This window comes from Chromatiales bacterium (assembly GCA_014762505.1).
In the GTDB taxonomy this organism is placed as follows: domain Bacteria; phylum Pseudomonadota; class Gammaproteobacteria; order SpSt-1174; family SpSt-1174; genus SpSt-1174.
In genome coordinates, this window is sequence record JABURS010000030.1 from 21,262 (window position 1) to 41,956 (window position 20,695).

The following is a 20,695-nucleotide window of genomic DNA, read 5'->3' on the forward strand; positions in this document are numbered from 1 at the left end:
ATGGCTCACGATCAATCCAGTCGTTATGCGAACCTCGATCTGACCGAAGAGGAACTGATCGCCGGCGGCCAGCACATCCTGGTTGCCTACACGATGAAGCCCAAGGCGGGCTACGACTACCTCGCCACGGCGGCCCATTTCGCCGCCGAGTCCTCCACCGGCACCAACGTCGAGGTCTGCACCACCGACGACTTCACCAAGGGTGTGGATGCCCTGGTGTACCACATCGATCCGGCCAGCGAGGACATGCGCATCGCCTATCCGCTGGACCTGTTCGATCGCAACGTGATCGACGGTCGCATGATGCTGGTGTCCTTCCTCACCCTGACCATCGGCAACAACCAGGGCATGGGCGACGTGGAATACGCCAAGATGATCGACTTCTACATGCCCGAGCGCGCCATCCAGCTGTTCGACGGCCCGTCCCGTGACATCTCCGATCTGTGGCGCATCCTCGGTCGTCCGGTGAAGGACGGTGGCTACATCTCCGGCACCATCATCAAGCCCAAGCTGGGCCTGCGCCCCGAGCCCTTCGCCCAGGCGGCCTATGAATTCTGGCTGGGTGGCGACTTCATCAAGAACGACGAGCCCCAGGGCAACCAGGTGTTCGCCCCCATCAAGAAGACCCTGCCGCTGGTGTACGACGCCATGAAGCGCGCGCAGGACGAGACCGGCGAGGCCAAGCTGTTCTCCATGAACATCACCGCCGACGACCACTACGAGATGTGCGCCCGCGCCGACTTCGCACTGGAGACCTTCGGCCCCGACGCCGACAAGCTGGCCTTCCTGGTCGATGGCTATGTCGGCGGCCCGGGCATGGTGACCACGGCGCGTCGCCAGTACCCGAGCCAGTACCTGCACTACCATCGCGCCGGCCACGGCGCCGTGACCTCGCCGAGCGCCAAGCGCGGCTACAGCGCCTTCGTGCTGGCCAAGATGTCCCGCCTGCAGGGTGCCTCCGGTATCCACGTCGGCACCATGGGCTACGGCAAGATGGAAGGCGAGGCCGACGACAAGGTGATCGCCTACATGATCGAGCGCGACGAGTGCCAGGGCCCGGTCTACTACCAGAAGTGGTACGGCATGAAGCCCACCACCCCGATCATCTCCGGCGGCATGAACGCCCTGCGCCTGCCCGGCTTCTTCGAGAACCTGGGCCATGGCAACGTGATCAACACCGCCGGCGGCGGCTCCTACGGCCACATCGATTCCCCGGCCGACGGCGCCCGTTCGCTGCGCCAGGCCTACGAGTGCTGGAAGGCCGGCGCCGATCCGGTCGAGTGGGCGAAGGAGCACCGCGAATTCGCGCGCGCCTTCGAATCCTTCCCGCACGATGCCGACAAGCTCTACCCGGGCTGGCGTGACCGGCTGGGCGTGAAGGCGGCGTAAGCAGCCCGCATCGCCCGTTACAGGAGCGGCGTCCATCGTTGGGGTGGGCGCCGCTTTTTTGTGGGTCTTCCTGCCGGGGATCCGTATGGGGTCTTTTGCATGAGCCGAGAAGAATGGATGCGTCCTCATTGTTGCGGTCGCGCTCGACAGTGCGCTTTGCCGAGGGGTATCGTTCTCGAGCCGTCAGGCGAACAACAACAACCAATTCAGGACAGGGGGATTTTATGGGGAGTAAACGAACAATCGTTTCCTTGGTGGCCGGGTTTGCCCTGCTGGTGATGGCGGGGATGTTGCAGGCGGCCGAGATCGGGGTGGTCTTCCTGCATGCCAAGGGCGCCTCGCCGGATGCCGGCACGACCTCCGGGCTGATCGACCGAATGCGCAAGGAGGGCATGGAGGTGGTGACGCCCGAACTGCCCTGGTCCAAGGGTCGTGGCTACGATGCCAGTTATGAAGATGCCCTCGGGCAGGTGCACGAGGCGGTGCAGGCATTGCGTGCGAAGGGCGTGAAGACCGTGATCGTCGCGGGCCATAGTCTGGGTGCCAACGGGGCGATCGGATATGCAGCCAACTATGACGGCGTGAACGGTGTGGTTGCCATCGCGCCGGGGCATTCGCCCGAGCTGAGGGGCTTTCAGAAGAAACTCGGCGACAGCGTCGAGCGTGCACGAGCCATGGTCGATGAGGGCAAGGGTGATGAGGCCGGCCGCTTCAATGACCTCAACCAGGGCAAGACCTCTGCAGTGAAGACCACCCCGCTCATCTACCTGAGCTATTTCGATCCCGAGGGTCCGGCCGTGATGCCGAGCAACGTGATGGGTCTCAAGGAAGGAACTGCGCTGCTGTGGATCGTCGGCGAGAAGGACCGGATGGCGAAGCGCGGTGAGGGCTATGCCTATGGCATGGCGCCGGCCAATGAACTGAATGCCTATGTCGTGGTTCCGGGTGGGCACAAGGCCACGCCGGCCAGGGGCGAGCAAGAGATCATCGCCTGGATCAAGCGGGTTGCCGCAGCGCGGCGATAGCGTCTGTTCCATCAATGGGCAGTACCAGAAAGGGGGGAGCAATCCCCCCTTTCGCATTTCAGCTGCCCCGTTTCTCCATTGTCCCTGAGAAAAACAATGGAACTATTCTTTCTCCACGCGGTATGAGAGTTTCAGACCCATTCTAAAAACAACCGGGAGTCCCGCAATGAACCTCGTGCGTTTCGTCTACATCAGCTCGGCCACGCCGGAATACAACGAACAGCTCGATCTCGGCCGCATCCTGCAGGCCTCCCGACGAAACAACCCGCGCGAGGAGATCGGCGGGGTGCTCTATTCGGGGCACGGGTATTTCTTCCAGTGCCTGGAGGGCGACCGGCACAAGGTGAATGCCCTGTATCGCCGTCTGCTCAACGACCCGCGCCATGCCGACGTGGATGTCATCTCCGTCAAGCCGATCCCCTTTCGCACCTTCTCCGACTGGTCGATGAAATACGTCCCGGCGGAGGGCGACATCGAGCGCCTGCTCCGCCAGCGCGGTCACAAGCAGTTCAATCCCTACGCGTTCGACGAGGACATGGTCGATGCCCTGGTGAGCACCTTCGCCGGCGCCATCGACCCCACCGGCGGGCCCGACCTCGAAGGCGGGGCAGACAGTGCGAAGCGCCAGAGCGCACTGAGTTCGCTGGTGGATTTCTTCCGCGGTCGCGGCTAGCGTTCCCGGAGCGCCCACGGCACTGCGGGATGCCGCCCAGGGGCGGCGGGGCCAGGGTGCCGGCCCGGGCGGGCCGGCCGTCGACTAGCGCTCTTCCGGTGGCAGGGCCATCTTGCCGTAGACGGCGATCGCGGCGCGCCGCTCGCGCGAGAGCCGGCGCACCACGCCCACCGTGTGCTTGAGCTCGGCAGCCGCGGCATAGGCCTCGTCCACGCTGGCTGCCTTGCGTGCCTGCTGCGGTGCGGAGGCAAACTGCGGCTTGTGCGGTTCCAGTGTCTCGTCTTTCATCATTGCATCCTCGCGTCCAGATGAAGCTGACAGGGGTATATTCCGGATACATCTTTATGGCTGCAAGCCCACAAATTGCAGGGACTTGGTGGGCGGCACTTGGGCTGAGGGGTTTCACATAGACGAATATCTATGTATTGGAAAGTACATATATATTTCCTTTGTCTATGGATAACAGCTAGGATTCGCTCCATGTTACCGCTATCGCGCCCGGCCGCATGATCCGGCTCCGTACCTATGTGTATATCGACTCGCTGCAGCCGCAGCTGGCCGAGTACATGGCGACCGTCTCCCAGGGCTTTCTGCCCGTACCGGGGGACTCCTGCCTGTGGGTGGAGGTTTCGCCGGGTATGGCGGTGCATCGCCTGACGGATGCGGCGCTCAAGGCCACCCGCGTGAACCTGGCCCAGCAGGTGGTGGAGCGTGAGTATGGCTCCATGGTGCTGCATCACCGCGACCAGAGCGATGTGCGCGAGGCCGGCCGGGTGCTGCTCTCCAAGATCGGCGCCGAGCAGTCGGACCGCCAGAGCTGCAAGGTGGCCTGGCAGGAGATCATCCGCGGCATGACGCCCGACCACACCGTGCTGATCAACCGCCAGAACCGCCGTGGCTCCATGATCCTGCCCGAGCAGAGCATGTTCATCCTGGAGACCGAGCCGGCCGGTTATATCGTGTATGCCGCCAACCAGGCCGAGAAGGCCGCCAACATCACGTTGATCGACGTACGCGCCGTCGGCGCCTTCGGCCGCCTGACCCTGTCCGGGCGCGAGGCCGACGTGGACGAGGCCGCGGCCGCGGCACTGGCGGCCATCGAGAACCCGATGGGGACCTGAGGATGCATCGCCGGGAACTGCTGCAACTGCTGGCCGGCTATCGCACCCGATTCATGGAGGAGGGCGCCTACCTGCGGCGCGCCCGCGCCTTCGTCGAGGCGCAGCCCGACTGTTTCTATCGCGAGCTGTGGCCGGCCCATGTGACCGGTTCCGCCTGGGTGGTGAACCCGGACCGCAGCCATGTGCTGCTGATGCACCATCGCAAGCACGACCAGTGGTTCCAGCCGGGCGGGCATGCCGACGGTGACGCCGACATCCTGCGCGTGGCCCTGCGCGAAACGACCGAGGAGACCGGCCTGGACCCCGCCCAGGTACGGCTGGTGGATGGCAGCATCTTCGATCTCGACATCCACACCATCCCGCCGATGGGGGGCCACCCCGAGCACTCGCATATCGACGTCCGCTTCCTGGTGGAGATCGATGACCGCCTGCCCATTCCGGGCAACGACGAGTCGCACGAGGTGCGCTGGGTGGCGTTGCACGAGGTGTCGCGCTACAACAACAGCCCCTCGACCCGCCGCATGGTGGAAAAGACCCGCTGGCTGCGCAACATCCACGTCGCCTGAGGCCGCCACGGCGCCGGCGACAGCCCCCCCCGGTTACTCCCAGCCCCAGATGTTGTTCATGAGCAGCCGCTCCAGGCCGGCGTATTCCTGCGGGTCGGCGGCGACGAAGGCCGTTGCCTCCGGGCGGAAGCTGGCGAAGATCCGGCCGGCCACCGGGGCGGCCACCGCGGGGTCGGTCAGGCGCTCGTGCAGGGTCTGCATTTCGGCCGCGCCCAGCCGGGGTCCGACGGTCAGGGTCTGCTCGGGCAGCGCCGGCACATCGAACACGATCTTCAGCCCCTGGCGCTCCTCCGCCGGAATCTTCTTCTCGAAATAGAACTCGCGGAACAGGGCGGCCCGGCACTGGCCTTCCCGGAAGGCCTTGTACACGGCGCCAAAGCCGCCGCGCTGGGCATAGACCACGGGCTGCTGCACCGGGTTGGTGTACTGCGCCATGAACTGCAGGGTGCCGAGATGCGGGGAGGAAAGGCCGCAGACGCGCAGGCCGATGAGCGAGTCGCGGTCGGTCAGGGCGGGATCGCTGGCCGGGCCGGCCACGAGGAAACGGATCTCGCCCGGCAGCTTCACCACGGGCCGGTGCTGCAGGCGCTGCATGCGCCAGGCGGTGAGATGCGGGCCGTCGAGGACGATGTCGTATTCCCCGCGGCGCATGGCGAAGGAATAGGTGGTGAAGTCCTTCGGATAGCTGTAGACCACCTCGCGCCCGAGCCACGCGGAGAGGGCCCGCACCAGCGGCGTGTAGCGTTCCATGTCCTGCTGTTCACTGCCGCGCGGGGGTGAGCTGAAGACCAGGGGGGCTTCCTGCGCCACAAGGGGGCAGGCAAGCAGGGCCAGCAGCAGGGCGGTGGCGAGTTGGCGGATTGTCATTCTTATTGTCTCCATGCCTGATGGCGGCCATCATGTCCGACCCTTGCGCGGCGCGCAGTGATTAGATGGGCAAGTCCTGCAGGCTTATTCCCTCTTCTCATGAGCCGCTTTCAACAGGCTGATCCTTATGGTTTTTTATCCTGCCTCGCTGGCCTGCCAGTACATCCCTTGCAGGTGACGGTTTACCTCACCGGCTGGCTGGGGTATATCAGGTACACAAGACAAGCACGTACATCGTGACTACGCTAAGTCGATGCAGTGAAGAAGAAACGGGCCCCGAGCCCGCCCTTGTCGTACTGTTCCTACAGGAGGATGTGTCCCCATGAAGACCCGTAAATTGCTTGCAGGCCTGGTGGCGGCGTTCGCGCTGGCGACCTTTTCCACCGGTGCCCTGGCCGATCGCGCCAACTGGCCCAAGTCCGTGACCATCGGCACGGCCTCGCTGGGTGGCACCTACTTCATCTATGGCGGCGGCTGGGCCCAGGTGGTCTCCGAGGTCGTCGGTGTGCCGGCCAGCGTGGAGAACACCGGTGGTCCGGCGGACAACTCAGTGCTGGTGAGCAACGGCGTGCATGCCTTCGGCATGGTGACGCTGGGCCCGGCCTATGACGCCTGGACCGGCAACAGCCCGCTGATGCCGGGTCAGGAATTCAAGGACATGCGCGCCATCTTCCCGATGTACGCCACGCCCTTCACGGTGGTGACGCTGAAGAGCTCCGGCATCGACAGCATGGCCGAGCTCGACGGCAAGCGCGTGGGCCCGGGCCCGGCCTCCGGTACGGCCGGTTCCTTCGTGCCGCGCTTTCTCAAGGACGTGGGTGTGAACGCGCGCATCCAGAACGGTAGCTGGAACGACCTGTCCCGCAACATGCAGGACGGTCAGCTCGATGCCGTGTTCTTCGGGGCCGGCATCCCGGTGTCCGCCGCCTCCGCCATCGAGGCGCAGCAGGAGATCAACGTCTTCTCCTTCTCCGAGGAGAACCGCAAGATGCTGCTGGACAAGTACCCCTTCCTGGTGCCGTTCAACGTGCCGAAGGGTACCTACAAGGCCGTGACGCAAGACATGCCCACCGTGGCCATCTGGAACTTCGCCATCGCCAACAAGGACCTGCCGGATGACTTCGTCTACGAAGTGGTGAAGGCGGTGATGGAAAACAACGACCGCATGGTCCAGACCCACAAGACGGCGCGCTCCACCATCCCGGACAACTTCGACAAGAACGGCTTCCTGTGGATGCACCCCGGCGCCATCAAGTACTTCCAGGAAAAGGGTTACACCGTCCCCGACAGCCTCTACCCGCCCGAATACAAGAAATAAGGGCGGGACACCATCCGGTGTTTCCCGTTGACCTGACAGGATAGGACCCCGGCCCCTCCCGCCTCTGGCGCGAGGGGCCTCGGCCGTGTCGTGGACAGGACGTCCCTGGCCCGGCCCAACCTCGCCATGCAGCAGCGGCTGCCGCATGTGTCGACACGAGGCCCACAAACACCATGACACACAAGCACTCGCCCGAAGAAGTCGCCACGGGCCCGGTCATCGCCGAGGGCATCGACCAGGAACCCACCGCCGACAGTGAGCGGCGCCCGGGAGGCTGGCAGGCCCGGTTCTTTTTCACGCTCGGCCTGCTGTTCACGGCCTGGCACCTGTTCACGCTCAACCTCTACCCGATCGAGACCTGGACCTTTCGCATCGTCCACGTGATGGGCGGATCGGTGCTGGGTTTCGGTCTGTTCGCCGCCGCGGGCATCGGCCTGACGCGGCAGACGCGTGCGCCACGCACTGCCCTGATCGTGGCCGTCGCCACCCTGGTCACGGCACTGGCCGCCCTGCATTTCCTCAAGGGCGCCTTCTTCAAGGCCGAGTGGGTCGCCGCCATGGAGGCCGGCGGCCTCTGGTTCTGGCTGTACCTGCTCGGTGGCATCATCCTGCTGGGTTCGCTGCTCTGGGCCTGTGTGGGCCGCGACCGGGCCCCGGCCCTGCTTGAACTCATCCCGCTGGGCATTGCCGTGGCGGCCATCGGCATCGCGCTGTCCATGGCGGGCTACGCCTTCTACCTGCGCTACGCCGCGGACATGCAGTTTCCGCCGCCGTGGGTGTTCAACTGGTTTGGCCCGGCGCTGGTGGTGGCGGCGCTCACCGCCGTGCTGAGCGGCTGGGTCTTCGGCAGCCGCGGACACGCGGTGAGCTGGACGGACTGGGTGCTGGTGCTCGCGGCCCTGTGCGTGGGCTTTTACATGATCTTCAACCTGCAGGTGCTGCAGTTCCGCGCCGGTGTGCTGCCCATGCAGCCCGATTTCCTCACGGCATTCACCGGCATCGTGCTGGTGCTGGAACTCACGCGCCGGCTGGCCGGGCTGGCCTTGCCGATCATCGCCATGCTGTTCATCGCCTACGTGTTCCTCGGCACCGAACTGCCGGGCTTCCTGCAGCACAACGGCGCCACGCCGGAGCGCTTCTTCTCCTATCTCTATGCGCTGGATGGCGTGTTCGGTGTCACGACCGCCGTCTCCTCCACCTATATCATCCTGTTCATCATCTTCGGCGCCTTTCTGCAGGCCTCGAAGGTGGGTGACTACTTCGTGAACTTCGCCTTCTCCGTGGCGGGTGCGGCGCGCGGCGGGCCGGCCAAGGTGGCGGTGTTCGCCAGCGCGCTGATGGGCACCATCAACGGCACCTCGGCCGGCAACGTGGTGGCCACCGGGTCGATGACCATCCCGCTGATGAAGCGGGTCGGTTACGGTTCGCGCAGTTCCGCCGCCATCGAGGCGGCCGCCTCCACCGGGGGGCAGATCCTGCCGCCGGTGATGGGGGCAGGCGCCTTCATCATGGCCGAGGTCACCGAGATCCCGTATACCGAGATCGTGGTGGCGGCCGTGATCCCGGCGCTGCTGTACTTCGTCGCCATCTTCTTCATGGTGGACGGCGAGGCACTGCGCAAGGGACTGAAGGGCATTCCGCGCAAGGACCTGCCGGTGATGCGCGAGATGCTCAAGCGCGTCTACCTGTTCGCTCCGTTGCTGATCCTGGTGGTGGCCCTGTTCAGCGGCAACTCGGTGATCCGTGCCGGTTCCCTGGCCCTGCTCATCACCATGATCGTCGCCTCCCCGCTGCGCTACTCGCTCAAGCTCTCGCTGCCGGTGGCCATTGTCGCGCTGCTGGGCATCACCGGGCTCAACGTCTTCGGCATCCTCACCATGCCGAGCCTGATGGAAACGGCCGGCATAGAGGTGCCGCGCTGGCTGAGCATCCTGGCCATACTCGGGCTGGCGCTGGTGCTGGCGAAGGGCATGGGCTTTACGCGCTCGATCAAGGGGCTGGAGCTCGGCGCGCGCATGAGCCTGCAGATCCTGGCCGTGTGTGCCTGTGCGGGCATCATCGTCGGTGTCATCGCCTTCACCGGCGTGGGCGGGCGCTTCGCCAACGTGCTGCTGCTGCTGGCCGAAGGCAGCCAGCTCGTCGCCCTGATCTTCGCCATGATGATCTCCATCCTGCTCGGCATGGGCATGCCGACCACGGCCGCCTATGCCGTGGCCGCCTCGGTGGTCGCGCCGGGCCTGCAGCGCATGGGCATCGACCCGCTGGTGGCGCACATGTTCGTGTTCTATTACGCGGTCATCTCCGCCATCACACCGCCGGTGGCCCTGGCCGCCTTCGCCGGCGCGGGGATCAGTGGGGCCAATCCGCTGTCCACCTCCGTCGAGAGCTTCAAGGTGGGGCTGGCCGCCTTCATCGTGCCGTTCATGTTCTTCTACAGCCCGGGCCTGTTGATGCAGGGCGAGTGGCTGGTGATCGCGCGCAACGTGGTGACCGCCCTGTTCGGCGTGTACCTGCTGGCCGGCGCGGTGGTGGGCTACTTCAAGGGGCCGCTCACCTGGTATGCGCGCCTGCCGCTGGTGGTCGCGGCGATACTCATGATCTCGGGTACCCTGGTCACGGACCTCATCGGCATCGCCATCGCGGTGATCGTGTTCCTGCTGCAGCGTTATCGCCACCGCCCCGCGGCGGCCTGACAGGAGCGTCCAGAAGAAGACGCCCGGGCTGGTCCCGGGCGTCTTCTTCTGCATGGCGGCCGCGGCGTCAGAGGTACTTGATGCGCTGGCGCAGGTCCTCGATGTCCGTGGTCGCGTCCGCCAGGGTCTCGCCGTCGGCGGCGGTGCCGACGATCACGCCCTTGCCCGATACCGGGATGATGCTGTCGATCTGGAAGCGCCCGGCGGTGCCGCGCAGAAAGCATTCCTCGTCGAAGTAGAGGCGATCGCCGGCCTTGCCCACGGCGTCTGACTCGAGGGTGTCATAGCCGATCCGCGTCGCGATCTCGTCCCTGCCGTTGATGTCGATGACCTCGAGCTGCTGTGCCTGCGGGTCGATCAGGATGGCCTTCATGTCGTTCTCCTGCCGGTGGTCTTGATAAGCGGTATCGCAAGCTTAGTCGGCCCGGAGTCCGTGGTGAAATCATGAATCGCTATCGCCGCGAGAGGGGCTGTCTATCGGTGGTGGCGGTTGCTGTGCGACTTATGCCGGGAATTTCCCCGTCATCGTCCGGTCAATAGGCAGGTATGTCGTCCCGGTCAGGCCGGGGTATCGGGGAGCAATAACCGGGGGTGTCCATGGCAAGACCGCGTGCGCGGCTGGCGATTTACGCGCTGGCCATCTTTCTGAGTTCGGCCGGCCTGATGGCGCTGGAGATCGCGGCGGCACGCCTGCTGGCGCCCTATATCGGGGCCTCGCTGTATTCCTGGACGGCGATCATCGGGGTGGTGCTCGGCGGGCTGTCGCTGGGCAACTGGCTGGGAGGGGTGTGGGCCGACCGCGGGGCCGGCGAGTCGGTGGCCGGCTGGGTGTTGGGGGCCGGGGCGCTGGCCTGTGTCGGTGTGCTGCTGCTGCTCACCCTGATCGCCGGTCCGTTGCAGCGCCTGGAGATCGGCCTGCTGGCCGCGAGTTTCCTCTACGTGGCCGCCCTGTTCTTCGTGCCGGCGGTGCTGCTCGGCGTGGTCACGCCCCTGCTCACCACCCTGGCCCTCAGGCTCGACGCCCGTACCGGCCACGTGGTGGGCATGATGCATGCCCTGGCCGCCTTCGGCAGCATCGTCGGCACCTTCGCCACCGGTTATCTCTTCATCCAGTACTTCGGTACCCAGGCGGTGATCCTCGGCACCGGGGCGATGATGGCCCTGCTGGCCCTGGTATTCCTGCGGGGACGACTGCCTGCCGTGGCCATCCTGGCGGTGCTGGCCGTGGGCCTCGTCACCTGGACCGGGGCCCGCGGCGGCCTGCAGGTGCCCTGCGACCGGGAGACGAACTACTTCTGCATCCGCGTGGTGGACATGACCCGCGACATGCCCTTCGGCGAGGCGCGCGGCATGGTGCTCGATCACCTGCTGCATGGCATCAGCCACCGGCAGCGTCCGCAGTTCCTGCCATCACCATATACCCATCTCATGGCCGAGGTCATCGATCTGCATGCCGGCGGCGTGCAGGGGCGGCCACTGCGCAGCTTCTTTGCCGGTGGCGGGGCCTATACCCAGCCGCGCGCCCTGCGGGCGCGCTATCCCGATGCCCGTATCGTGATCGCCGAGATCGACCCGGCCGTGACCGAGATGGCGCGGGCGCAGCTCTACTACGACGGCGCAGAGGACGTGATCATCCATGCGGATGCACGTCGTGTACTCAACACCCAGCCCGAGAGCTATTTCGACGTCATCGTGGGGGACGTCTTCCATGACATCGCCATTCCCTATCACCTGGTGACGGCGGAATACGCCGAGCTGGTGCGCTCCCGTCTCACGGCGGACGGCCTGTACGTACTCAACGTGGTGGACGCCCACCCCGATCCCCGCCTGGTGAAGAGCATCGTGAAGACCCTGGGGACCGTCTTCCCGGACGTGCGCGTGTGGCTGGAGGAGTGGCCGCAGCGGCCCGAACGCATGACCTACGTGATCACCATGGGTGGCAGCGTCGCACTGCCCGATCGCCTGGTTGCCCGCCACTGGCCGCCGCGGGAGTGGCTGGATGTGAGCGAACGGCTCGCCACCACCGGCACGCCGCTGGCCGGCCTGCCGGTGCTCACCGACGACCGGGCGCCCGTGGAACGCCTGCTGTCGACACTGATCTTCGGCGAGCTGGGGCGCTAGCCAGGGTCCGTTGATTGTCCGCCATAGGCCGGTCACCCCGGGTCAGGGGCCGATCTGGTTTAAGATAACGTTGTGAGCCATACCGCCCGCCTTCCGTCCATTCGCTGCCCGCTACGCAGGCGCTTCCGATGAGGTACGCCCGTCTGCGTCCATCCATCCGGGGCTGGCGTGCCGGTCTGCTCGGCGGCCTGTTGCTGCTGCTTGCCGGCACGGTCCAGGCCCAGTCCCCGCAGATCCACGTCCCCGGCCTCGATGACGAGCTGGCCGACAACATCCGCGCCTTCCTGAGCATCGCCCGCGAGCCCTGCGAGCTGGTGGCCTGGCGCGAACGCCCCCTGCTGCGCCGGGCCGAGGAGGAGACGCGCGATGCCCTGCGCGCCTTCGGCTACTACCAGCCCGGGATCACCCTGGACCTGCGTCGTATGGAGGGCTGCTGGCGTCTGGACGTGCGCGTGACACCGGGCGAGCGGGTGCGGGTGCGCCGCGTGGACGTGACGCTGACGGGGGCGGCGGCGGAGGACCCGGCCTTCGATGCCCTGCTGGCCGATGCGCCGCTGAAGGTCGGCGACCCCCTGCGTCATGACCGCTACGAGGACCTGCGCAAGGGCCTCACCCGCCTGGCCGCCGACCGGGGCTATTTCGACAGTCGGATCCTCGTTCGCGAATTGCGCATCGATACGGGCGAGGCCGCGGCCGACGCCGTCATCCACCTGGACAGCGGCCCGCGCTACGCCTTCGGCGAGGTGACCCTGGCGCAGGACATCCTGCGACCCGAGCGGGTGAGGAAGTTCCTGCCCTTTGCCGAGGGCGATCCCTATGACGCCCGCCGGCTGATCGACCTGCAGCAGCGCCTGGTCGACAGCGACTACTACAGCGAGGTGCGCGTGCGCACCGAGACCGAGGCGCGGGCCGAGGGACGCGTGCCCATCCTGGTCACGCTGACGCCGCGCAAGCGCCACGCCTACCTCGTCGGTATCGGTGCCTCCACGGACATCGGTCCCCGCCTGCGCCTGGGCTTCGAGAATCGCTACGCCAACCGGTTGGGCCATCGCTACCACTTCGACATGGAACTCTCGCCGGTGCGCTCGGGGGCGGGGTTCAACTACGAGATCCCGCTGGCCGACCCCACGCGAGAACGCATCAACCTGCTCACGCGCTACCAGACCGAGGAGACCGACACGGCCGAGTCCGACATCTTCGGCGTGGGCATCAGCCACTCGCGGCAGTACCTCTCGGGCTGGGTGGCGACCCGCTCGCTGAACTTCGAGCGCGAGGACTACACCGTGGCCGGGGTCACCGACCGCAGCGACCTGCTCATGCCCGGCTTCGCGCTCACCCGCGTGCATGCCGATCACCCCCTCAATCCGCGTAGCGGCTGGAAGCTCTACGGCAGTACCCGGGGCGCGCACGAGGAGGCCGGCTCGACGGTGAGCTTTGCCCAGTTTCACGGCCGGGCCAAGCTCATCCTGCCGCTGGGCACGGGCCGCCTCATCACGCGCGCGGAGGGCGGCGCGACCCTGGCCGACGTGCTGGTGGAGCTGCCGTCCTCGGTGCGTTTCTACGCCGGCGGTGACGACAGCGTACGCGGCTACGGTTACCAGAAGCTCGGCCCACAGGACGCCAGCGGCGAGGTGATCGGCGGGCGTCACGTCCTCACCGGCAGCCTGGAATACGAACACCCCCTGGGCGGCCGCTGGAGCGCGGCGGCCTTCGTCGACGCCGGCAACGCCTATGACCGCTACGAGGACTACGACCCCGTCACCGGCGTGGGGCTCGGCATCCGCTGGCGCTCGCCCATCGGCCCCATCCGCGTGGATTTCGCCCACCCGCTGGACAGCGACGACGACTTCCGTCTGCACCTCACCATGGGGCCGGACCTGTGATGCGGCGTCTGCTCTACGGGCTGCTCGTCGTCTTCATCGTGCTGGCGACCCTGCTCACCCTGCTGTTCGGCACCGAGCCCGGCAGCCGCTGGCTGGTGCAGCGGGGCGCGGCCCTGGCCCCGGGCGAGCTGCACTTCGAGGGCCTGCGAGGCAGCTTTCTGCAGGGGCTGGAGTTCGAGGGCCTGCGCTACGAGCAGGCGGGGCTGTCGGCGGGTGTGCAGCGCCTGGAGCTGCGGGTCAATGCCCTGGCCCTGTTTGCCGGCCGCCTGGCCGTCAGCCGCCTGCACGCCGACGACATCGACATCGTCACCGCCGCGGGCGACGAGGCGCCGGTGACCGACACCCCCTTTGCGCCGCCCGCGGCCATTGCCCTGCCGCTGCGCCTCTCGTTGTCCGACGTGGTGCTGCGCCGGCTCGCCTTCTCCCCGGGCGGCGGTGATCCGGTGAGGGTCGAGGCCGTCCGGCTGGAGGCGGTCCTGGGCGAGGTGCTGCGCATCCGTCAGCTGGACGTGGCGCTGGAAGGCCTGGCCCTCGGGCTCGCGGGCCAGGCGGGACTGGCCATGCCCTATCCGGTGGCGTTGACCCTCGACTGGCGCTGGCAGGCCCCGGCGGCCGTGGCCGAGGGTCTGCAGGCGCAACGGCTCACGGGTCGCCTCGACCTTGCGGGCGACCTCGACCGCCTGGCCTTTCGGCACGCGCTGACCGGGCCGCTGCGCGCCAGCGCCGAGGGCGAGCTGCGCGACCCGCTCACGGCGGCGCCCGCCTGGCGCGTGGCGGCCGACTGGGAGGCCTTCGCCTGGCGGCTGGCCGGGGGCGAGGCACTGGCCGTCGAGGCCGGGGACCTGCAGGCCGAGGGGGGCATGGCGGAGTATCGGTTTTCCCTGGCGACGGCACTGACCCCGCCGGGGTTCCCGCGCCAGGGGCTGACGCTGGCGGGCCAGGGCAACCGGCAGGGCATCGACGACCTGCGGCTGGAGGCCACGGGTGATATCGGCAGGCTGTTGGTGGCGGGTGCGCTCGACTGGCAGGAGATGCCGGCCTGGGATCTGGCGATCACCGGCGAGGCCCTGGCCCCGGGCGTCCTCGATCCGCGCCTGGACGGCCGCCTGGACCTGCAGGCGCGCAGCGACGGTCGCCTGGACCCGGCCACCGGGCCGACCGCCTACCTCGAGATCGAGCGGCTGGACGGCCAGCTGCGCGACTACCCGGTCTCGGCCCGTGGCAGTGTGCGCCTGGAGGGACAGCGGCTGGTGACACCGGGCGTGCAGCTGCGCGTCGGGCGCAACCGCCTGGAACTGAGTGGCGAGGCCGACCGCGGGGCACCCGACCTGCGACTCGCGGTGAACGCCCCTCAGCTGGCGGCCCTCTGGCCGGGCCTGCAGGGCCGGCTCGTCGGCAGCCTCCGCCTGGATGACAGCTGGCGTGCGCCGCGTGTGGACCTGCAGCTGACCGGCCAGGCCATGGGCTATGCCGACTGGGCGCTGGCGAGCCTCGCCGTGCAGGCCCGCGGCAGCCTGCAGGGCGAGGGACGGCTGACCCTGGACGCCGTCCTTGACGAGCTCGCCCGGGACGGGGAGAGGCTGGTGACCCGCGCCGCCCTGCAGGGCCAGGGGCAGCGCGCGGCACACAGGCTGACCCTGGATGCCGACACCCGCGAGGGACATCTCGGGCTTGCGCTGGACGGCGGTCTCGTCGATGCAGGGGCAGACGGGGGGGGCGGCGAGGGCATGCGCGGCCTGGGCTGGCGCGGGCAGATCACCCGCCTGGACCTCGCCGGGACCCGGCTGGGGGACTGGCGCCTGGACGCGCCGGCCGGGCTCGGCGCCGATGCCGACTCGGCGAGTCTGTCGCTGTTGTGCCTCACCCAGGCGGCGGCCCGGCTCTGCCTGGAGGGCGGGCGCGATCCGCAGGGCGGCTCCCGCGCCGTGGCGGACCTCACGGAGTTTCCGCTGGCGCGCCTCGACCCCTGGCTGCCCGAGAACGCCCGGCTGGAAGGCACGCTCGCCGCCAACCTGCGCCTGCGTGACGCGGCCGGCCTGGAGGTGCTGGGCGAGGCCCGCAGTACCCGGGCCGCGCTCGTCGTGGAGGGGATGGATGGCGAGGCCGAGCGCATCCGCGTGCGCGCGGCCAGCCTGGAGGCCGCGTGGCGTGACCAGGCGCTGGAGGCCACCGGCAGCCTCTCCTTCGCCGCCGGCGGGCAGGCCGGCGCACGCCTTCAGGCCGTACCCGAGGGCGACAGCTACCGGCTCGCCGGCCAGCTGCAGGCGCGTCTCGCCGAGCTGCGCTGGCTGGAGATGCTGGCCCCGGCACTGCGCGAGGTCGGCGGTCGGCTGGCGGCGGATCTCGCCCTGGGCGGCACGCTGGCGGAGCCGGATTTCAGCGGGACCCTGCAGCTGGACGAGGGGCGGGCCCAGATCCCGGCTGCCGGCATCGTCATCGAGGACGGGCGCCTGCAGGCCCGCGCCCGGGGGCTGGACCGGCTCACCCTGGAGGGCGAGGCGCAGTCGGGCGAGGGTCGCCTGCAGCTGGGGGGTGAGCTCGGCCTGCGTCCGGAGGGCCTGCCCTGGGCCCGGCTGACGCTGTCGGGCGAGCGCTTCCTGGCCGTGCGACGTCCCGAGGCAGTCGTGCAGGTCTCGCCCGACCTCGGCCTGGTGCTGGAGGGGCGACGGGTGGAGATCGACGGCAGTCTGACCATCCCCACGGCCCGCATCGAGTTGCGCGAGCTGCCGCCCTCGGCGGTGTCCGTCTCCCGCGACCAGGTGATCGTGGACGCGCCGCCCACCGAGGCCTCGCCCTGGGAGGTGCTGGCGCGGGTGCGCCTGGTGCTGGGCGAGCAGGTGCGCCTGAGCGGCTTCGGCCTCAGCGCCCGACTGGCCGGCGAGGTCGAGGTGGAGGAGCGGCCGCAACAGCCGGTGCGGGCAGAGGGCGAGATCCGCATCGAGGAGGGGCGCTACAAGGCCTATGGGCAGGACCTCAGCGTGGAGCGCGGCGTGCTGGTCTTCCAGGGGCCGGCCGACAATCCCGGTCTGGACATCCGTGCGGTGCGCCACGTGCCCGAATACGCGGTCACGGCCGGCATCGCCATCGGGGGCACCCTGCAGGAGCCGCGTTCGCGCCTCTTTTCCGAGCCGGCCATGGAGGACAGCGAGACCATGGCCTACCTGCTGACTGGCCGCCCCCTGTCCGGCGCCTCGGAGGCCGATGCCGGCGTGCTGATGACCGCCATCGCCGCCTTCGGCGTGGAGCAGGGCGGGGTGGCCGCCCGGCAGATCGGCGAGGCAGTGGGGCTGGACGAGGTGGCCATCGAGTCCGAGGGGGCCTTCGAACAGAGTGCGCTGATGCTCGGCAAGCATCTCTCCTCGCGGCTCTACCTGCGCTATACCGTGGGTCTGTTCGAGCAGGCCTCTACGCTGATGCTGCGCTACAAGCTCACGCGCCGTCTCAACCTCGAGACCCAGACCAGTGGCGAGGCGCAGAGCATGGACCTCATCTACCGGCTCGAGCGTTAACCCCCGTGCCCGCTTCTTGCTAGGATGAGCGCATGACCCGGGATCACTCACCAGCCTTCGCCCTGTCTGGCGCCTGCCTCTTCTGCGTCATGCTCTGGGCCGTCCTCGCCCTGCCGGCCAGTGCCGCCGAACGCACGGTGACGGTGGACGGGGACGAGGTGCCGGTGGCGACTTATCCGGCCGACGGCGGGCGCCTGGCCCTGTGGATACCGGCCGAGTACGGCGTGCTGGAGGCCTATCACGAGACCGCGCGGGCGCTGCAGGCCGAGGGCGTGGAATCCTGGATCGCCGATCCCTACACCACCTGGTTCCTGCCGGTGGCGTCCAGCAGTCTCGACGCGATTCCCGATACGCTGGTCGGCGCCCTGATCGATGCCGCGCACGAGGCCACCGGCAAGCAGGTCTTTCTCGTCTCGCACGACCAGGGGGCGGCGGTCGCGCTCCACGGCGCGCAGCGCTGGCAGCGCGGGGGCGGCCGGCGCGAGGGCCTGGGCGGGGCAGTGCTGGTCAGTCCCTATCTCCTGGAGGGCACGCCCGAGGTCGGCGAGGAGGGGCGCTACCTGCCGATTGCCCGTGCCACCAACCTGCCGCTGTATCTCCTGCAGCCCGAGCGCTCGCCCCTGCATCCACGCCTGCCGGACCTGAAGGCCGCGCTGGCGGTCGGCGGCAGCGATGTCTTCACGCACCGACTCGCCGGCCTGCGCGACCGCTACTTCTTCCGCCCCGATGCCATGGACCGCGAACATGCAGCGGCTGACGAACTGCCGGGGCTGCTGCGCAATGCCCTTGCGCTGCTCGAGACGCAGCCGGCGGCGCGCACGGCCGTGCCCATGGCCGAGGGCGAGCGGCGCTCGCGCACCGGGCGCAGCGAGCGCCTGCTCGCCCCCTATCGCGGCGATCCCGAGCCTCCGCCACTCGCCCTGAAAGGCCTGGACGGCGGTACCCGCGACCTGGCCGACCGGCGCGGCGAGGTGGTGCTGGTGAATTTCTGGGCCAGCTGGTGTCCGCCCTGCGTGCACGAGATGCCTTCCATGCAGCGACTCGCCGACCGCTATGCCGATCGCCCCTTCACCATCCTCGCCGTCAACCTGGCCGAGGACGAGGCCGACGTGCGGGCCTTCGTCGAGCGCCACGAACTGCGCTTTCCCGTGCTGCTCGACCCGGCGGGCGAGAGCATCGACGCCTGGAAGGTCTTCGCCTATCCGACGAGCTACGTGATCGACCACCGCGGCGAGATCCGCTATGCCCTGTTCGGCGCCATCGACTGGCTGGAGCCCGAGGTGCTGAAGACTATCGAGTCCCTGCTGGACGAGGCCGGATGAACGCGCGTCCTCTCGCGGTCCGGGCGGTCGTGCCCGGCATGCTGCGCTGGCTGCTGGTCGCGCTCGCCCTGTTCGCGCTCACCGCCTGCGGCGCACTCCCGCGCCAGCCGGTACCCTCGCCGATCGCCAATGCCGCCGAGCCCCTGCCGGGCGTGGCCGCGGTGCGCGCCTGGTCCGGCAGCTTCAGCGAGCAGTTCGAGGACGACCTGCTGCTGGCCGCACGGCAGGCGCATCTGGCCGGCACGCTGGCCGGCCGCAACCCCTGGGAAGGTTCGGACATCCTCGCCATCTCGGGTGGTGCAGATTACGGTGCCTTCGGTGCCGGCCTGCTCTGTGGCTGGACGGCGGCGGGTACGCGCCCACAGTTCAAGGTGGTCACCGGCATCAGTGCCGGCGCGCTGCTCGCCCCCTTCGTCTTTCTCGGTCCCGGGCAGGACGAGGCCATGAAGGCCGCCTTCACACGCACCAGTGCGGACGACATCTTCCGCGCCCGCTGGCTCAGCGTGCTGTGGAGCGACGGCCTGGTGGATACCGCCCCGCTGGCCCGGCTCATCGCCCGCAACTTCGACGAGGCCTTTCTCGCAAAGGTCGCCTAGGCGCACCGTGAAGGCCGTAGGCTCTACGTGGGCACCACCAATCTGGATGCCGATCGCCTGGTGATCTGGAACATGGGGGCGATTGCCGCCAGCGGCCACCCGCAGGCGCTGGCGCTGTTCCAGAAGATCGTGCTGGCCTCCTCGTCCATCCCTGCCGTGTTCCCGCCGGTGCTGATCGAGGTGGAGGCGGATGGCCGGCGTTACGACGAGATGCATGTCGATGGCGGTGTTAAGGCCCAGGTGTTTCTCACGGCGGCAAGCATCGACCTCACCCGCATCCGCAAGGAACTCGCACGCAACCGGGTGACGCTGCCCCAGACCCGTCTCTATGTGCTGCGCAACGCCAAGATCGTGCCCGAACCGGAGCCGACCCCGCGTCACCTCGTCGACATCGTCGATCGCGCCACCTCCTCGTTCATCAAGTCACAGGCCCGCGGCGACCTCTACCAGATCTACGCCGTGGCCCAGGAGCAGGACTTCGAGTTCCGCTGGGTGGCGATCCCGGACGACTTCACCCCGCGCCCCGAGGCGCCGTACTTCGATACCGCGGAGATGAACCGGCTGTTTGGCATCGGCTACGAGATGGGGCTTTCCCCGGACCCCTGGTACCGGCAGCCGCCGGGTTTCGACCGGCACTGACAGGAAAATGACATCGGTCAATCGGCATCGCCCTGTATGTAAAGATAATCGTGCCTTCGAGCATGGTGCTGAAATCATTCTGGCAATCGATGGGAAGCTGGCTAAAGTGGTATCAGGGGGCTACGGGGTACTATTGAATGCATTGCCGCAGAAAAGGGTGACGGCCACATGTCTTACCACTTGCTGAAATCCAGTTTCTGCACCGATCACGAATGGCAGGGGCGATCCGACTGCATCCATTGCAGCATACGCGGGATGATGCTGTTTTCGCAGCTGCCGCCCGAGAGTTTTGCCCATTTGCTGCAGCCGATCGACAACGAGCGTTACCCGCCAGACAGCGTCCTCTACCATGAAGGTCGCCCCGGACGCATGGTGTTCTCGATCCGGCGTGGCCTGGTCAAGCTGCTATCGCAGGACAGCGAAGGCGGCGAGCGCATCGTGCGCTTGGTCGGCAAGGGGGCGGTGGTCGGTCTCGAGCTGCTGGAAAAGGGGGCAAGCTACCGCCACACGGCCGTTGCGGTGCAGGAGGTGGACCTGTGCGCCATTCCGCTGGTCACGCTGAGAGACCTGGAAGCGCATTATCCCTCTCTCTGCGACCGCATTCGCGAGCAGCTGCAGTACCAGATCGATCGTGCCGATCAGTGGATCAAGCACCTGAACACCGGCAAGGCGCGGGTGCGCATTGCCGAGCTGCTGCTGTTGCTGGCGGAGATCGGTGGCGACAGCAACGGCGACATCCCGCTCCTGCACCGTGACGACATGGCGGCTGTGGTGGGGATTACCAAGGAAACCGCCAGTCGCATCATCGCCGAATTCAAGCGACACCGGCTGCTCTACAAGGTGGCCGCCAATCTTTACCGGGTAGAGGTGCAACGCCTGCGTGAGCTGATCGCGCATGAGTCACGTTCGGGCGGGGATTGAATGCTAGAGGCCTGTTCCTGGTCCGGGTCGCGCCTGCGGGCGTCGAGCGGTA

General features: G+C 67.9%; 17 protein-coding genes. 14 read left to right on the plus strand and 3 right to left on the minus strand.

Features of this window, described 5'->3' with window-relative positions; translation table 11 throughout:
- From HUJ28_04205 to HUJ28_04215, 3 genes are all read left to right on the plus strand, one after another.
- Entirely contained in the window at positions 1-1,389 is a 1,389-nt protein-coding gene (locus HUJ28_04205; protein ID MBD3618653.1) for a ribulose-bisphosphate carboxylase, read from the plus strand.
- A 254-nt stretch (positions 1,390-1,643) separates the two neighbouring features.
- The gene (locus tag HUJ28_04210; GenBank protein MBD3618654.1) at positions 1,644-2,414 is read left to right on the plus strand and encodes an alpha/beta hydrolase; all 771 of its coding nucleotides are present in this window, start codon (positions 1,644-1,646) and stop codon (positions 2,412-2,414) included.
- Between the two features lie 166 nt (positions 2,415-2,580).
- On the plus strand, positions 2,581-3,087 hold the full coding sequence (locus HUJ28_04215; GenBank protein ID MBD3618655.1) for a BLUF domain-containing protein: 507 nt from the start codon (positions 2,581-2,583) through the stop codon (positions 3,085-3,087).
- Positions 3,088-3,171: 84 nt separating this feature from the next.
- Here the strand turns inward: HUJ28_04215 and HUJ28_04220 are convergent, their stop codons facing one another.
- Complete coding sequence (locus tag HUJ28_04220) at positions 3,172-3,375, minus strand: hypothetical protein (GenBank protein ID MBD3618656.1); 204 nt, start codon at positions 3,373-3,375, stop codon at positions 3,172-3,174.
- A gap of 218 nt (positions 3,376-3,593) precedes the next feature.
- Here HUJ28_04220 and HUJ28_04225 point away from each other — a divergent pair, with 218 nt between their 5' ends.
- A complete protein-coding gene (locus HUJ28_04225; GenBank protein MBD3618657.1) occupies positions 3,594-4,208 on the plus strand; it encodes a BMC domain-containing protein in 615 nt (204 codons plus the stop codon).
- Between the two features lie 2 nt (positions 4,209-4,210).
- Positions 4,211-4,774, plus strand: coding sequence for an NUDIX hydrolase (locus tag HUJ28_04230; GenBank protein MBD3618658.1), 564 nt, complete (start codon positions 4,211-4,213; stop codon positions 4,772-4,774).
- Positions 4,775-4,807: 33 nt separating this feature from the next.
- Here HUJ28_04230 and HUJ28_04235 read toward each other — a convergent pair whose 3' ends face one another.
- Entirely contained in the window at positions 4,808-5,641 is an 834-nt protein-coding gene (locus HUJ28_04235) for a PhnD/SsuA/transferrin family substrate-binding protein (protein ID MBD3618659.1), read from the minus strand.
- Between the two features lie 322 nt (positions 5,642-5,963).
- On the opposite strand from HUJ28_04235, the gene HUJ28_04240 reads away from it, so the two are divergent.
- Together HUJ28_04240 and HUJ28_04245 are read left to right on the plus strand one after the other, a co-directional pair.
- Positions 5,964-6,959, plus strand: a complete 996-nt coding sequence (locus HUJ28_04240) for a TAXI family TRAP transporter solute-binding subunit (GenBank protein MBD3618660.1) — start codon at positions 5,964-5,966, stop codon at positions 6,957-6,959.
- A gap of 557 nt (positions 6,960-7,516) precedes the next feature.
- The gene (locus HUJ28_04245) at positions 7,517-9,652 is read left to right on the plus strand and encodes a TRAP transporter fused permease subunit (protein MBD3618661.1); all 2,136 of its coding nucleotides are present in this window, start codon (positions 7,517-7,519) and stop codon (positions 9,650-9,652) included.
- 67 nt (positions 9,653-9,719) lie between these two features.
- On the opposite strand, the gene HUJ28_04250 is transcribed toward HUJ28_04245, so the two are convergent.
- Complete coding sequence (locus HUJ28_04250; protein ID MBD3618662.1) at positions 9,720-10,025, minus strand: hypothetical protein; 306 nt, start codon at positions 10,023-10,025, stop codon at positions 9,720-9,722.
- Between the two features lie 224 nt (positions 10,026-10,249).
- On the opposite strand from HUJ28_04250, the gene HUJ28_04255 reads away from it, so the two are divergent.
- The 7 genes from HUJ28_04255 (at position 10,250) to HUJ28_04285 (ending at position 20,643) form a co-directional block, all read left to right on the plus strand.
- Complete coding sequence (locus HUJ28_04255; GenBank protein MBD3618663.1) at positions 10,250-11,773, plus strand: fused MFS/spermidine synthase; 1,524 nt, start codon at positions 10,250-10,252, stop codon at positions 11,771-11,773.
- A gap of 128 nt (positions 11,774-11,901) precedes the next feature.
- A complete protein-coding gene (locus HUJ28_04260) occupies positions 11,902-13,656 on the plus strand; it encodes an outer membrane protein assembly factor (protein ID MBD3618664.1) in 1,755 nt (584 codons plus the stop codon).
- Complete coding sequence (locus HUJ28_04265; protein MBD3618665.1) at positions 13,653-17,165, plus strand: translocation/assembly module TamB domain-containing protein; 3,513 nt, start codon at positions 13,653-13,655, stop codon at positions 17,163-17,165. Before HUJ28_04260 ends, HUJ28_04265 begins: the two co-directional genes overlap by 4 nt.
- Positions 17,166-17,197: 32 nt before the next feature.
- Positions 17,198-18,487 carry a TlpA family protein disulfide reductase gene (locus HUJ28_04270; GenBank protein ID MBD3618666.1) on the plus strand — a complete coding sequence of 430 codons (1,290 nt, stop codon included), beginning with the start codon at positions 17,198-17,200 and terminating at the stop codon, positions 18,485-18,487.
- Entirely contained in the window at positions 18,484-19,083 is a 600-nt protein-coding gene (locus HUJ28_04275) for a patatin-like phospholipase family protein (protein MBD3618667.1), read from the plus strand. The genes HUJ28_04270 and HUJ28_04275 overlap by 4 nt, the downstream gene beginning before the upstream one ends.
- A gap of 27 nt (positions 19,084-19,110) precedes the next feature.
- Positions 19,111-19,722: a hypothetical protein gene (locus tag HUJ28_04280; GenBank protein ID MBD3618668.1), complete on the plus strand. Its 612-nt coding sequence runs from the start codon at positions 19,111-19,113 to the stop codon at positions 19,720-19,722.
- 255 nt (positions 19,723-19,977) lie between these two features.
- Positions 19,978-20,643 (plus strand): Crp/Fnr family transcriptional regulator, encoded by a 666-nt coding sequence (locus HUJ28_04285; GenBank protein MBD3618669.1) that lies wholly within the window; start codon positions 19,978-19,980, stop codon positions 20,641-20,643.
- Positions 20,644-20,695: the final 52 nt, after the last annotated feature.